The organism is Taibaiella sp. KBW10 (assembly GCF_003852495.1).
Taxonomy (GTDB): domain Bacteria; phylum Bacteroidota; class Bacteroidia; order Chitinophagales; family Chitinophagaceae; genus Edaphocola.
On sequence record NZ_QAJI01000003.1, the window covers coordinates 621,908 to 636,530 of the forward strand.

18 protein-coding genes are annotated in these 14,623 nt (G+C 42.9%); 3 read left to right on the forward strand and 15 right to left on the reverse strand.

Annotated features, from left to right (window positions below; all coding sequences use genetic code 11):
• Window positions 1–41 precede the first annotated feature (41 nt).
• The 13 genes from DBR32_RS06970 to DBR32_RS07030 form a co-directional block, all read right to left on the reverse strand.
• Complete coding sequence (locus DBR32_RS06970; RefSeq protein ID WP_124635568.1) at window positions 42–890, reverse strand: hypothetical protein; 849 nt, start codon at window positions 888–890, stop codon at window positions 42–44.
• 47 nt (window positions 891–937) lie between these two features.
• Complete coding sequence (gene nuoF / locus DBR32_RS06975) at window positions 938–2,281, reverse strand: NADH-quinone oxidoreductase subunit NuoF (RefSeq protein WP_199724391.1); 1,344 nt, start codon at window positions 2,279–2,281, stop codon at window positions 938–940.
• 61 nt (window positions 2,282–2,342) lie between these two features.
• Window positions 2,343–3,191: a nuclear transport factor 2 family protein gene (locus DBR32_RS06980; RefSeq protein WP_158605931.1), complete on the reverse strand. Its 849-nt coding sequence runs from the start codon at window positions 3,189–3,191 to the stop codon at window positions 2,343–2,345.
• On the reverse strand, window positions 3,172–3,594 hold the full coding sequence (locus DBR32_RS06985) for a VOC family protein (RefSeq protein ID WP_124635570.1): 423 nt from the start codon (window positions 3,592–3,594) through the stop codon (window positions 3,172–3,174). The genes DBR32_RS06980 and DBR32_RS06985 overlap by 20 nt, the downstream gene beginning before the upstream one ends.
• A gap of 24 nt (window positions 3,595–3,618) precedes the next feature.
• On the reverse strand, window positions 3,619–4,062 hold the full coding sequence (locus DBR32_RS06990) for a copper resistance protein NlpE (RefSeq protein ID WP_124635571.1): 444 nt from the start codon (window positions 4,060–4,062) through the stop codon (window positions 3,619–3,621).
• Between the two features lie 8 nt (window positions 4,063–4,070).
• On the reverse strand, window positions 4,071–4,565 hold the full coding sequence (nuoE, locus tag DBR32_RS06995) for an NAD(P)H-dependent oxidoreductase subunit E (protein ID WP_124635572.1): 495 nt from the start codon (window positions 4,563–4,565) through the stop codon (window positions 4,071–4,073).
• A gap of 20 nt (window positions 4,566–4,585) precedes the next feature.
• The gene (locus DBR32_RS07000) at window positions 4,586–5,023 is read right to left on the reverse strand and encodes a hypothetical protein (protein WP_124635573.1); all 438 of its coding nucleotides are present in this window, start codon (window positions 5,021–5,023) and stop codon (window positions 4,586–4,588) included.
• 11 nt (window positions 5,024–5,034) lie between these two features.
• Window positions 5,035–6,249 (reverse strand): NADH-quinone oxidoreductase subunit D, encoded by a 1,215-nt coding sequence (locus tag DBR32_RS07005; RefSeq protein ID WP_124635574.1) that lies wholly within the window; start codon window positions 6,247–6,249, stop codon window positions 5,035–5,037.
• A gap of 89 nt (window positions 6,250–6,338) precedes the next feature.
• The gene (locus DBR32_RS07010) at window positions 6,339–6,830 is read right to left on the reverse strand and encodes an NADH-quinone oxidoreductase subunit C (RefSeq protein WP_124635575.1); all 492 of its coding nucleotides are present in this window, start codon (window positions 6,828–6,830) and stop codon (window positions 6,339–6,341) included.
• Window positions 6,831–6,861: 31 nt separating this feature from the next.
• Window positions 6,862–7,428 carry an NADH-quinone oxidoreductase subunit B gene (locus DBR32_RS07015; RefSeq protein WP_124635576.1) on the reverse strand — a complete coding sequence of 189 codons (567 nt, stop codon included), beginning with the start codon at window positions 7,426–7,428 and terminating at the stop codon, window positions 6,862–6,864.
• A gap of 65 nt (window positions 7,429–7,493) precedes the next feature.
• Window positions 7,494–7,886, reverse strand: coding sequence for an NADH-quinone oxidoreductase subunit A (locus DBR32_RS07020; protein WP_124635577.1), 393 nt, complete (start codon window positions 7,884–7,886; stop codon window positions 7,494–7,496).
• 185 nt (window positions 7,887–8,071) lie between these two features.
• Window positions 8,072–9,700 (reverse strand): tetratricopeptide repeat protein, encoded by a 1,629-nt coding sequence (locus DBR32_RS07025; protein ID WP_124635578.1) that lies wholly within the window; start codon window positions 9,698–9,700, stop codon window positions 8,072–8,074.
• 54 nt (window positions 9,701–9,754) lie between these two features.
• A complete protein-coding gene (locus DBR32_RS07030) occupies window positions 9,755–10,678 on the reverse strand; it encodes a PstS family phosphate ABC transporter substrate-binding protein (RefSeq protein WP_158605932.1) in 924 nt (307 codons plus the stop codon).
• A gap of 341 nt (window positions 10,679–11,019) precedes the next feature.
• On the opposite strand from DBR32_RS07030, the gene tpx reads away from it, so the two are divergent.
• The 3 genes from tpx to DBR32_RS07045 all read left to right on the forward strand — a co-directional run bounded on the left by tpx (window position 11,020) and on the right by DBR32_RS07045 (window position 12,829).
• Window positions 11,020–11,517 carry a thiol peroxidase gene (tpx, locus tag DBR32_RS07035; RefSeq protein ID WP_124635580.1) on the forward strand — a complete coding sequence of 166 codons (498 nt, stop codon included), beginning with the start codon at window positions 11,020–11,022 and terminating at the stop codon, window positions 11,515–11,517.
• A gap of 102 nt (window positions 11,518–11,619) precedes the next feature.
• The gene (locus DBR32_RS07040) at window positions 11,620–12,186 is read left to right on the forward strand and encodes a Crp/Fnr family transcriptional regulator (protein WP_124635581.1); all 567 of its coding nucleotides are present in this window, start codon (window positions 11,620–11,622) and stop codon (window positions 12,184–12,186) included.
• A gap of 67 nt (window positions 12,187–12,253) precedes the next feature.
• Window positions 12,254–12,829 (forward strand): NAD(P)H-dependent oxidoreductase, encoded by a 576-nt coding sequence (locus tag DBR32_RS07045; protein WP_124635582.1) that lies wholly within the window; start codon window positions 12,254–12,256, stop codon window positions 12,827–12,829.
• A 117-nt stretch (window positions 12,830–12,946) separates the two neighbouring features.
• Here DBR32_RS07045 and phbB read toward each other — a convergent pair whose 3' ends face one another.
• Window positions 12,947–13,693: an acetoacetyl-CoA reductase gene (gene phbB / locus DBR32_RS07050; RefSeq protein ID WP_124635583.1), complete on the reverse strand. Its 747-nt coding sequence runs from the start codon at window positions 13,691–13,693 to the stop codon at window positions 12,947–12,949.
• Between the two features lie 68 nt (window positions 13,694–13,761).
• Entirely contained in the window at window positions 13,762–14,448 is a 687-nt protein-coding gene (locus tag DBR32_RS07055; protein ID WP_124635584.1) for a YdcF family protein, read from the reverse strand.
• Between the last annotated feature and the right edge of the window lie 175 nt (window positions 14,449–14,623).

Genomic DNA, 14,623 nt, shown 5'->3' on the forward strand with positions numbered 1-14,623 from the left:
ACCGGTTCTTTAAGATTCGGTGCGCAACAGCGCGTAATCAATTAATGTAAACTATACACCGCACCGATCATTCCATTTACCTGTGCATATATAAAGTCCTGTTTTCCTCTTCCCTGAATCCCTTTTTTATGTAATATAATATCGGGCATATCAACGTATCCTGCTTTCGCTTCAAACCTGAAGGACAACTTTCTCAATACCGTAATCTGCACACCTGCTTTCAGGGTTGTGCCAAAACCCGATACATGAAATCGGTCATTACGCTCATAATCTAAAAGTGACGTGTTGGTCCGTGGTATCATCACTCCCAGCCCTAAACCATACAGGTAACCGATATGCAATTTCTGATCCCGTGTTTGGTATAGATCACCGAGCTTTTCCACTTCAATATTCAGATAGTTTAAACCATCTGTATGCTCAAAGGTCAAGAAATCGTCATAAATAACGGTATTCCCGTTATAAGTTCCCTGATACTTTCCCTCATGCTGAATGATCCCATCTACTTTTGCCGTCTGGTTCTGAACCATCACATACTTCATGTGATCAAAACCGGCAGTTATCGCCAGATCGTCTCGCAAATAATAACCTACGCGCAGGTTTGTTTGCGGAATGGTGATCCTGTCGGCACGCAAATAATTATTCAGCCTTAAGGCACTGGGCCGGTCTGTCGCTTTCAATTTATGCAGGGTTAAATCATAATCCCCACCTTTAATTTTCAAAGTACTATTCGTGTACACTTCACGGTTCCAGCCCCAGTAGGCAAATACCGAGCCTTTCTTATTCGCACTTGTTTTGCGTACGGGAGGGCTTTGAACAGCCTGTTCCTGCGCAAATAGTGTATTTGTTCCGGTAAGTAATAAAAAAAGAACTAAAATCTGTCTCGCTTTCATGTTTCCTGATCTGTGTCTATCTGCTCTTTTGGTAAATATATTATTCTTTATACGACCGGGCTTAAGGCATCTGCATAATGCGCCAGACCGAAATTACGGGTCTGTGCTTCTTCCGGATGCAATACGTGCCACTCAAATTCATCTCTGAAATGCCTGATGGCTGCTGCTACCGGCCAGGCCGCTGCATCGCCCAAAGGACAAATCGTATTGCCTTCTATTCTTCTTTGAATATCCCAAAGCAGATCGATGTCTTCCATCTTTCCTTTTCCGTACTCAATATTTTTCAGGATTTTATACATCCATCCCGTACCTTCTCTACAAGGAGAGCATTGTCCGCAGCTTTCATGATTATAGAATCGCGCCAAGCTCATGGTATGACGCACCACACACTGGTCTTCATCCAGTACTATAAATCCGCCTGAACCCAACATGGTTCCGGTCTGGAAGCCCCCTTCTGAGAGACTTTCGTAATTCATCAGGCGTTTATTACCATTGGATTCGTGCAATAATAAATTGGTAGGCACAATGGGTACAGAAGAACCGCCCGGAATACAGGCTTTCATCTTTTTACCATTGGGGATACCCCCACAATATTCGTCGCTATAAATAAATTCTTCTACAGAAAGGTTGAAATCGATTTCGTAAACACCGGGTTTATTGATGTTACCACAAGCAGAGATCAGTTTGGTACCGGTACTTCTGCCTACACCCAGTTTTGCATATTCTTCGCCACCCATAGTGATGATGGGGCCAATGGCTGCAATAGTTTCTACATTGTTCACTACTGTAGGGCGCATCCACAAACCTTGTACTGCGGGGAATGGTGGTTTAATCCGTGGATTTCCGCGTTTCCCTTCCAGCGATTCGATCAGGGCCGTCTCTTCACCGCAGATATAGGCACCGCCACCGCGTTGCACATAAATCTCACAGTCAAAACCGGTTCCTTTTATGTTTTTCCCAAGCCATCCGTTCTCTTTGGCCTCGGCAATGGCCTTTTCCAAAATATCCGGAATCCAGGCATACTCCCCGCGAATGTAGATATAGGAGGTATTAGAGCCTAAAGCAAAGCTGGAAATGATCATCCCTTCGATAAACAGATGAGGTAAAAATTCCATAAGGTACCGGTCTTTAAAAGTACCCGGCTCCGACTCATCGGCATTACACACCAAGTGACGCGGTACGCCTTCCGGCTTGGCCAGAAAGCTCCACTTCATCCCTGTAGGGAATCCGGCTCCGCCACGACCACGCAATCCACTCTTCTTCACCTCTTCTACAATGTCTTCGGGCGCCATTTTTAAGGCTTTTTCTACACTGCTGTAGCCACCGTTTTTACGATAGACTTCATAGTGATGAATCCCTTCTATATGTGCTTTTTCTAACAGTAATTTCATCTTAATATATTCAAAATTCAAAATGCCGGAGGGATCGACCCTGTATCGGCTTTTCTATTTATTATTCACTTATTTTTACTGCCTTCCGGCTCCACAGCTGCAGCGTACCGTCAGTCTGGCTTTGCCACATTTCCAGTACCGATAGTTTCATATCAAAAGGATACTTTTCGAACTGGCCTTTTACCTTTATAGTACGCCTTATACGTACAAAATTCTGCTCCAAGGCCTCCTCTTCTATGGTTTCCCAGCGAATCTCGCTATAACTTACCTTACCACTTTCCAGATCGGCAATCAATGCATTTTTATCCTGTACCCATCCGTTGGAATGCTCAATACGCGCATCCGGATGTACCAATACTTTTAACCGATCCACATCTTTATCAAGCATCGCATTATCCAGCGAAGCAAAATAAGACATTGGAAAATGGGCCTCTTCCCCATTGGTCTTAATCGTCGCGGACACCATGGCCGCTAAAGTCTTCGTCTCCGCTTCAGAAAGCCCACCTGTAATCTGCACCTCACCACCTTCTATCTTGCCCTGTACTACTGGTGCGATCAGCAACCGCTTATTAGCCATGACCAGTATCCTTTTCCCTACACTTTCTGCCGTTGCCTTTGCAAAGACCTTAGTACCTTCCGGTGTCAGCTTTAGTGTTACTGTATGCAAGTTAAAGTTTTCATCCCTGCCAGCTGTTGCCGAAGCAATGTGCTTATTCGTTATAATTGCCTCTTCCGGATTATAATAAAGCCGGGTTCCGCTTTGGGTATCGATAACAGAAGCCGCTCCTTTGGGTAATACTTTATAAAATGCAATCCGTACTCCGTTTTGTGCGGTAACGTCAGTTATACCTGTTCCAAAAAAGAGGACCGTTAACAGCCAACAATAAAGACTAATGCTCCTTTTGCTCATAATCATGATTGAACATCCAGTTAATACCGAATGCATCAGTCAACATACCAAATTTAGCGCCCCAAAAAGTATCGGCCAAAGGCATGGTTACCTGAGATCCTTCACTCATCGCAGCAAATACGCGATCGATATCTTCTACCTTAGTAAAGTTCAAGGACAAACTCACATTGGTACCCGCTACCACCGGAAATTTATCATCTACAATATCAGAAGCCATCAGGGTCAGATCACCTGCTTTAAAAGTAGCGTGCATGATCTTATTGCGGTTCTCTTCGGTTACTTCCTGAGGACTCTCTCCGTAAGTTTGGGCAAATAAGATTTGGCCATCTAAGGCTTTAGCATAGAAGTCAAAGGCTTCTTTAGCATTTCCGGCAAAATTCAAATAAGGTACAATTGCTTCCATAACGGATGATATTTTCGTTTTTATTTAATGTTGTTTTATAAAAATATAGTTAGACGTGTTGGCTGTATTGAGTACACTACCATCATCGGCTAACTGTAACAAGGTATCTTTTCCCATTTTGTAAAACACGGACTCACCACCCTGGTCGGTCAATTCCAACACATTATGCTGAATTACAAAGTGTCCGCTGTCCACTAAAGGTAAAAGCAGCCCGGTATCATTTACCGCCTTCGTACTGATGGCATAGGTATTGTCTTCTCTTAAGATGATACTGGTCTGTATGGCTTCGCAGGTGGCACAAGGTGTTTGCCCTGTATAGGTTCCTACCAAAGAATTATCCAAGACCGGCTTTGAAGTGGTCATGACGTTCTTTTCAGCCTTATTATGCTCAGGACTGTCCGCTGCCTCGTCTTTACACGAGGTTATGGTCAAGGCAGCCAGAGATAATAGCATAAAAAATCGTTTCATGAATTGTTTTAGTTTTTAGCAGCTGCTTTAAGCTCTTCAATTAATTGATCTACTTTTTCTATCGTTAAGTTTTCTTTGTAGAATTTACCTAACTGTAACATGGGTGCATAGCCACAGGCGCCAAGGCATTCTGCAGGCTTCAGCGTAAATAAACCATCGGCAGTAGTCTCTCCTTCTTTAATCTCCAGTTTATTTTTTATATGATCAATAATCTGGTCGCTGCCGCGCAGCATGCAGGGGCCTGTATGACAAACCTCTAATACATACTTCCCCACCGGTTTCATGTTGAACATGGTGTAAAAGGTAGCGACTTCGTACACTTCAATAGGATTGATCTGCAACAAAGAAGCCACATAATCCATTACTGGCACATCCAGCCATCCCCCAAACGTTTCCTGTGCCAAATGCAGCAAAGGAATTAAAGCCCCTTTCTGCTTTCCTTCCGGATAGCGTGTCATGATCTCGTTTGCCTTATCTAGTTTTTCCTGAGAAAACTGTATCATTTCTCTAATTTTATAGTCAATTATTTTTTATAAAATACAACCGGTGCTTCTTCTGTTCCGGTCGTAAATCCATGATCCCAATCTATGGGTGCAACACCTGCATGCCCGATCAGTTGATCTATCCATTCTCTATACTGTATCACCTGGTTATTCAGTAATATTTTCCTGGAATCACTCCAGGTCAAAACGACATATTCCTCCGGGTATTCCCTGGCAAAGTCATCTGTCGAATAACCGGCGATTGCTGCAATATCTCCCTGCCGGTATGTTTTCGATGTCCAAAAAAAGCGCACCCTTATCTCATTCCCGACCAATTTCAAAGTGCCTCTCTTCATCCGTACTGCCGGATCATGGCTTAAGACGATAATGCCAATCTGTTTATTTAACAAAGTGCGTGCATGCAACATCCATACGATCCCCACAATAACAATCACCACAAGCAGTATGCTTATACCCATCACTTACACTTTTATGCGTCCAGCTCTCCCGCGATCACGTTGATAGAACTTAAAGTCACTACCGCATCACTAAACAAACCGCCCGCAACCATCTCATTAAACGCCTGGTAATAAATAAAGCTTGGTCTTCTGAAATGCAAACGATAAGGCGTACGCCCACCATCGCTCACCAGATAGTATCCTACCTCTCCGTTACCACCTTCTACTGCATGATAAACCTCTCCTACCGGCAGGTCCACTTCTCCCATCACAATTTTGAAGTGATAAATCAGTGCTTCCATTTTGGTATATACGGCTGCTTTTTCCGGTAAATAGAACTCCGGCGCATCCGCATGGAAAATACTACTGTCCATCCCTTTCAGCTTTTCTAAAGCCTGCTGAATGATGCGGTAGCTTTCCCACATTTCCCCGTTTCTCACCAGGTAGCGATCGTATACATCACCAGCGCTGCCAACGGGAATCTTAAAATCAAATTCATTATATGAGCTGTAAGGGCTATGTACCCGCACATCATAATCGACCCCGCTTGCCCGAAGGTTAGGACCGGTCATGCTCCAGTTCAATGCCCGTTCGGCGCTAATCGGCCCTGCGCCGATACAACGATCCATAAAGATTCTGTTGCGCGTCAGCAATGCTTCAAACTCTTTCAATATTGCCGGAAAGCCGTCCATAAAATCATGGATTTTTTTCCAGGCATCATCTGTAAAATTGCGCTCAAAGCCCCCGATACGGCCAATATTGGTCGTGAGGCGGGAACCACAAATGCATTCGTAAATTTCGTAAATTTTTTCGCGCCACTGGAACACATAGGTAAACGGCGTCAGGGCACCGGTATCCACCCCGATCACGGAATTACACACTAGGTGGTCTGCAATACGTGCCAGCTCCATAATCACCACACGCAGGTAATCTACGCGTTTGGGCACTTCAAGTCCTACCAATTTTTCGATAGTCATGTGCCATCCGAAATTATTGATGGGCGCAGAACAATAGTTCAGGCGGTCGGTCAGTGGTGTCACCTGGTTATAAGGACGACGTTCTGCAATCTTCTCAAATGCACGGTGGATATATCCCACTGTCATTTCGGTTTTGATTACACGCTCACCGTCAATCTCCATTACGTTCTGGAAAATACCATGCGTTGCCGGGTGCGTAGGCCCCAGGTTAATGGTGGTCGTTTCCTTTTCTACAGAGTTTTCTGCGAGTTGTATATGTTTTTCAACCATAAAAGTTGAATTGATTTTAAAGTCAATATTAAAAGTAAAAAGGCAGCATGCCCGTTTTCAACCGTCACAAGCTGCATTTAACTTAATTTCTATCTGCCAAACATTTCATCATCCTTATCCATTCTTGTAGGATCTTCCATCTGGTATTCTTTTCGCATAGGGAAATAATCCATTTCGTCTACATTCAGAATACGCTTCAGGTTCGGATGGCCTACAAAATTGATTCCGTAAAAATCAAAGGTTTCCCGCTCCATCCAATCTGCTCCGGAAAACAGGCCGGTCAGAGAATGAATATCGGGTGTGGCCACAGGCACGAATGCCTTCATACGCAGCCTGAAATTATCTTTTAAATTATGCAGGTGCGTGATAATCCCCAGTTCTTTTCCGGTATTGTCCGGATAGTGAACACCCGTAAGATCCGTTAAAAACTGAAATCCCAGTTCCTGAAACAAAAACGTGGCAATAGCCAGGTTTTGATCTGCAGGGATGGTACATTCCAGCATTCCAAAACTCTCGTTCCACAGCAACGCTTCGTTGCCAAAGGCCGCTCCTACCCGCTCTTGTATAATTTCTTTTGTCATGTTCTTTCGATATAAAGGAAATAAAAGACGCTTATTCGATTCCGTATCCGTTTAATAAGGCTTTGTACTGATCACTGTGTCTTCTCCTCAGGCTCTCGTTTTTAACGATCTCCTGCAGCTTCATGACACCATCCAGAATGCCTTCCGGTCTTGGCGGGCATCCGGGCACATATACATCCACCGGAATCACCTGATCAATGCCTTGTAAAACAGAATAAGAATCAAAAATACCACCGCTACTTGCACAGGCACCAATAGCGATTACCCAGCGGGGTTCTGCCATTTGTAAATATACCTGACGTAAGATAGGAGCCAGCTTCTTTGAAATGGTACCTGCAACCAACAGCATATCGCATTGGCGTGGGGTAAAAGCCATACGCTCCGAACCGAAACGGGCCAGATCGTAGTTGGCACCCATCGTTGCCATAAACTCAATACCACAACAAGACGTCGCGAAAGGGAGGGGCCACATGGAATTTGCCCTTGCCGCACCAATGGCTTTATCGAACATTGTCGTCATAAAACCTTCTCCCCAGTATCCGTCCGGAATCTCCGCTAAGCTTACTTTACTATTCTCGTTATATTTTACAGGTCTCATCCTATTTTAAATTTTGTGTGATCGACTCCCTAAAGATCCTGATCACTGACTTATGCAACACTCCTTTAGTCTTCCCACTTAAGGGCACCCTTTTTGATCACGTAGACAAAGCCACATACAAACAGGGCGACAAACATTAACACAGCTAAAAAGCCATCCGTACCTAATTCTCTGAAATTAACCGCGTAGGGATAAAAGAAAATAACTTCCACATCAAACAATACAAAGAGTATAGCGACAATGAAGTATTTAACCCCCATAGGTTTACGTGCATTTCCTATTTGCTCGATCCCACTTTCAAAGTTGACCAGCTTATCTTTCGTTTTGCGTTTAGGCCCTAAAAGATGGGTCAATAACATTAATAGGGTCACCACACCTCCTGCAGTCAGTAACTGCACGACAATCGGGACATAAGAACTGATACCCTGAGGCTCGGCAAGCCATAAAAAATTACACATATATGACACTAATTTTACAGTAAAATGTTGTTCGTACAAACATTTCTACAACAAACTGACCTACAAAAATAAGGTAAGCTCAAGGATTAAACAAGTTTTATTGGCATTATAATAAGGCTTTTCGCAAAAAAGGCGACAATACATAGATTGCCGCCTTTTTGCCAAAATATTTGTTTGTTTACAGACTATTTAATGCCTTTTTTCGCAAAATAGTCTATAATTTGTTTTGAGGGTTTATTTTCAGGATCTAAAGCCTGTATTTTTTTAGAATAGTCTACAGCACCTCTACCATCGTTCTTGTTATAACTTACCAATGCAAGGTATTCATATGCAGTGATTTCATCTTCTTTTTTACGTGCTTCGCCTGCTTTCGGTGCTTTGTTTAACCATGCTTTAAATGGCTCAACAGCAGTTCCCGTTTTTGCCTCCGGATCCTGAGCGGCAGCAATACGCGCCAACCAGAAGTACCCTACATTTTCTTCAGGGTATTTGGCATTAAAGGTCTCCAATCCTGTTTTTGCTTTGGTCAGATCTTTAGCGAAATACGCATAATAACCTGCATTGAAATAATCCAAAGGAGAAGCTTCCGGATATGCTTTTACCAGTTTGTCATACCATTCTGATACTTTAGCCCAGTTTTTGGTCTCTTTATATCCGTCTGCGATCTTACGATACAAAGCGGTTTTATCTTCGTCTGTATTTTTCGCTAATGCTTTTACATAATACTCCTCTGCCGTTGCCGTGTATTTAGCCGCATTAGCTTCATCAGACTTAGATAAGGCGTTATTTACATAAGCGTAGTACAAATCATCCTCGTAAGTAAAATCCTTAGGATCTTTTACCAGGCTGCGGTATTTATCAAAGCTTACTAATGCCTCCGCATAGTTGTTATCCTGATATTGCGCATAGGCTAAACCTCTGTATAAAGTCGGCGTTTTTTCACCTTGACCTTGTGCAATTAACTCTTTGTATTTAGCAGTAGCTTCTTTATAGTTTTGCGTTAAATACAGGATATTACCGTATCTCAGCTGGTCTAAGGTTGTTTTATCAGACAATTTCAGGTATTCTTCAATGTTCTGTTTCGCCAACTCATATTTACCGCTTCTGTAGTACACTTCGGCCAAATCACCATAAGGCAAAGGATTTTCCTTATCAGCATCTTTCGCCTGGCTATAGCTTTCCAGAGCCTCTTTGTACTGACGGGCATTCAACCATAATAAACCTTTACGGGCATACGCCAGAGAGTTTGATCCACCTATTTTGATGGCTTCATCAAACACCTGAGTTGCTTCTCCGTTAGAAGCCCCGGTATTTTGTCTCATTAAGGCATCACCTAAACCGATCAGCAATTCTGCATTATCCGATTTTTTCTCTTTTGCCGTTTTGTACCAAGCTACCGCTTCGTCCAATTTTGTAGCTGTTTTGCTATAGGTAATAGCATCTGCGGCCACTTTATATTTTTCCCAGTCTTTCTTCTTTGCTCCGTCAACGATTTCCTGTAACATTTTGAATGCTTCATCGCCTTTTCCTTCTGCAAATAATACACGGGCAGTACCTGCCTGGTTATAGAAATCTTTCGGGAATTTTGCAAAGCTCGCTTTCGCAGCATTAACATCTCCCTCTCCTAACTGTACTAAACCAAAGTAGTAATTCGCTTCGGGGCTGGAAGCGGATAAAGGCTGCAAAGCAGCGTGTGCACTACTGTATCGCTCGTAGCTTAAAAATTTCTTTCCTGTCTCTAATGATTGCGCATTAACGTCATACACTACTGCAGATGCAGCTGTAGCCGCCAATACTGTGATGAATGTTCTCATTTGTTTATTTTTCGTTTACTAATTTAATTGAATAATATAGATGCATTCCCTGCCTTAAGGTTTAATACCCACTTCGCGGATAATAAGTTGTACTTGTAAAGGTTGCATCATCGCTTTGTTGATGACTAACTGCCCGACCTCACTGGTTAAAAAGTTGGCAAATCCCGCACCCAGTTCCGATTCTTGTCTTACGGTAAAGTATAGTTTACGCACCAAAGGATAGTCTTTCAATGCGATACTCGCCTGATAAGGCTTGATGAATTGTAAGGTAGAATCGTTTTGCAAAGACACTACTTTAATATCGCTTCTAAAGGTACCATAACCGACATTACTTTTCGGATCAAAGGCATGTGACATTCCGATAAGCCCTACGGCATCAGGATTGGCCGCCACATATTTAATCACTTCTTCGTTTGTATTCGCCGCAAAGAGTTGCGCAGACAATTGCTGTCCCGGTATCAAAGAGTCTGTTATATAACGTGCAATACTACCGTTTTTATTATCGACGACCACATTATACTTTCGGGCAAAAGTACCGGTAAGGATTGATTTAAGTTGACCAACAGTCATCAGAGAATCCTTAGCCGCGTTATTCACAATAACAACAATTGCGTCTTGTGCAATGGCTACCGACCTGGTATAGATGTTTTTGGATTCGCAGGCTTTTGTTTCCTGAGCAGATAAGGGCCTGGTCGTCAGAATCATTTTCACCTTGCCCTCAAACAGTTGGGCAAAACATTCGCTTTCGGGCAAATAGGCTGCATTGATCTTGGCATTGGGGTAAGAGGAATCAAACACATTAATTTCCTGTGTCACCACAGGTTTATAGCTTTCATCCACAGCAATGTTGATGCTGCCCGAAGTGCGTGTTTCTGCATTTTTGGTATCGGTTGCTGCCGGTGTACTATTACCGCCGCAGGAAGACCATATCAAAACGCTGCCTATCCCAAAAAGGGAGTATAAGATGTATTTTTTCATTCTTTTGCTATGCAATAATAGCAAAATTAAATATTTAGCCATTCTATTTTTTTTGCTTAATAACTATTATTTAACAGCTGAACCCGCTTATACAGCCCTCAAATGGAGACGTAGAAAGCATGAATTTCCACACATATTTATACCTTACATCTAAGCCGATCCTTTGCCCCAAGGGAGCCTACTCAGTGTGATACTTCGTTCTTTTATTATAAAAACAATCTTAGGGTACCCTACTATATGATTGTCCCTATAAAACTATCTTAAACTTTTTGAAAGCCGTATTTTTGATTCCCTTGAAAACGTATCTTTGGCTAATAATCATTAAAAAATAAATTTCAATTATGGCTCAAATAGCATTTAAAGGCAATCCGGCGCATACGGTCGGAAACTTACCGGAAGTGGGTACCGAAGCACACGCATTCACTCTGACTACTGCAGGTTTAGAAAACAAGAGCCTGACTGACTATAAAGGGAAGAAAGTGGTCTTGAATATTTTCCCAAGCGTAGATACCGGTGTATGTGCTGCTTCTGTAAGAAAATTCAATGAGAAAGCCAGTTCTTTGGAGAATACGGTTGTGGTAAATATCTCTAAAGATTTACCTTTTGCCTTGAATCGTTTTTGTGCTGCTGAAGGTTTGGAAAATGTAGAAAATCTTTCTGATTTCAAAAGTACTTTCGGTGCTGATTATGGCGTAACGCTTACGGATAGCCCTTTACAAGGATTGTTGAGCAGAGCGGTTGTCGTTATTAATGAAAACGGAACAGTAACTTATACAGAACAAGTACCGGATATTACCTCCGAACCCAATTATGAAGCAGCATTAAATGCGCTGAAATAAAAGATGATCTTTCTTTAAAGCAACAGGCTAAAAGTAGTTTACTTTTAGCCTGTTGCTTTTTACAATTTACCGTACTCATAAATCCGAAACGTCCCACAGCAGATGATCCAGCACTATCTTGAACAGTTTAATGTTTTTACTACGGAAGAAATTACAGAGATCCTGTCACTTTTTGAAATCCGTAAGGTGCAGAAGCATGATTTCTTTATCCGGGAGGGGGAACGATGCCGGGAGATCGCCTTTATCACATCTGGGCTTTTCCGGTCTTATTATGTGTCTGATACCGGTACGGAAACGACCTATTGTTTCCGCTTTGAACAGGAGTTCCTGGCGGCTTATTCTTCTTTTATCACCGGTAAGGGCAGCCTCGAAAATATGCAAGCACTCAGCGCGGCCTCTTTATACGTAATCCAAAAAAGTGCCATTGATACTTATCTTAGCGAGAAGCCTAACTGGATCCGGTTTTTGAAAATTATTGCTGAACAGCAATATATCGAACTGGAACAAAGGGTCTTTCAATTACAGAAAGACAGTGCCCTAAAACGTTATCGCGCGCTGCTGGACCATCAGCCGGAATATATACGCGACATCCCTTTACAGCACCTTGCTTCTTACCTGGGCATTACCCAAAGACACCTCAGCAGAATACGAAAAGAAATTATGTTTTAGACATTTGTCCTACCACATTGCCCCTCCCTCCCACTACCTTTGCTTTGTATAAAACAACAGTAGTCATATGAATATCGTGATCATTAACGGGCATCCAAACCCGGACGCTTTTAACTTCGGGATCGCCGCAGCATATCGCGAGGGAGCACTGGCATCCGGTGCAAACGTAGCAGAGATTATCATCGCAGATCTGGAATTTAATCCTAACCTGCAATACGGCTATCAGCAAAGAACCGAATGGGAACCTGATCTGGTGGCCGCATGGGAAAAGATACAATGGGCCGATCACCTGGTGTGGGTACATCCGGTTTGGTGGGGCGGCTTACCGGCCATCACGAAAGGATTTATTGACCGGGTATTCCTACCGGGCAAGGCCTTTCAGTACCGGGCAAATTCGGTTTGGTGGGATAAACTACTTAAGGGTAAATCAGCGCACATCATCACCACTTTAGATCAGCCTTCCTGGTACTATCGTTTTTCTTTCGGAAGACCCAGCGTCAATCAACTTAAGCAATCAACCCTGGCCTTTTGTGGAATCAGCCCGGTAAAAGTCACCTATGTGGGTGTAATCAAAACCGCTGATGCCCCAAAGCGTGCAAAGTGGTTGCGTAAAATCCATGATCTGGGTATGCGCCGGAAATGAACATACTAAGCCAAAATCGGCTTTTGAAAACAAAAAAAGATCGTTTACGCGCTAAGGAATGCTATTATTCCTTAGCGTGTAAACGATCTTTAATATTGTCAAGATTACCGCAGCGTTTTAATAAACGTGCTGTCCCCCATTAATCGCATAATTTGCGCCTGTAATAAAGGCTGTATCCCGCGCGGCCAGGAAAGAGACTAAATGCGCAATCTCACCGGTGCCACCCAAACGGCCTACCGGAATACCGGCGATAATTTTATTACGCACTTCTTCCGGTACTGCCATCACCATATCGGTAGCCACATAACCGGGAGAAATAGTATTTACTGTAATGCCTTTATTGGCTACTTCGATCGCCAGGGTCTTTGTGATTCCATGCATTCCCGCTTTTGCGGCAGCGTAGTTCACCTGACCAAATTGTGCTCTTTGCCCGTTTACCGAAGATATATTCACAATACGGCCATAATTCTGGTCGATCATCTGATTGATCACATGACGGCAACAATTAAACACACTCGTCAGGTTTGTGGCAATAACATCCTGCCAGTTTTCCTTACTCATTTTCTTAAAAATACCGTCTTTGGTAATCCCTGCATTGTTGACCAAAATGTCTACCACACCATGATCTTGTTCGATGGCCTTAATCATTTGCTCGACGGCATCATAATCACAAACATCTGCTTTATACAAATAAAACTGGTACCCTTCTGCTTCCATTTTCTTTTTCCATTCCTGTGCTTTCTCTTCAGAGCGGTAATTGGCGCAGACGATATAGCCGTCTTCGCTCAGTCGTTTACAAATATGCGTCCCTAATCCTCCGGTAGCTCCTGTTACAAGTGCAATGTGTTGGTTTTCCGTATTCATATTTTTTTCTTTAAAGTTAGGGTAACTTAATGACAATAAGGCATTATCGTTTTATGAAAAAAACAGTTTTATAAAGCGGGTAATTTCCGCGCTCCGCCCCAATCTAAGCGGCCACCCATGGTCCCTCTGATGGATTGCCAGCGGCTTTCTTTTTCGTTTAAAGGAACAAAAGGGGAAATGCGCATGTTGCCCGTATCAATAGTGGGATTGAGTTGTTCATAATTTTTCAAAGTATCCGCAATAAAAGGCAGGTGCACAATATCGGTTTCAAAACGCCTTGTGGTGAATCGCTTCAACAAGATGCTTTGTACGGGATCTGTGCAAAGCACAATGGTCTTAAAACCTTGTTGCTGCGCAATTTTATAACTGTAGTAGATATTTTCAGTACTATGTTGTGCTTGCGTTTCATAAAAGATATGCGCCTCGGGAATACCCAAAGCCAAAGCATAGAGGCCCATAATCCGGGCTTCTACATAAGGACTATGTACTCCTCCTCCTGAAAAAATAATATTACGAACAATACCTAGTTCATATAAATGGTAAGCCCACAGCACCCTTGCCTTCATAAGCCGGTCCCAGGCCTTCCCATCAAAAGGATAACCGGGCACGATTGCGGCATCGAAGGTCTGCCCTTCACTTACTACCTGCCGGTACCGCTTCTGCGGCCGTTTTTGGGTGTAATAGCCGCAAGAAGACCACAAACCCACGCCCACAATCAAACCTGCCCATAACCCTGTACTCTTTATTTTCTTCATGTGCTGTATTAAATGACCTATAACGAATATAAGAAACATACGCTTAATTGGTGTAAGCGGTTTGCGTGGTTTTTTATAGCGGTTATTTTCTTGCGCTTCCCTCTGCTGCAATCACAAGTATATGGGGCCATATATAAAAAATATTCTCCAATACTTTACACTTTAATTTAAAAAA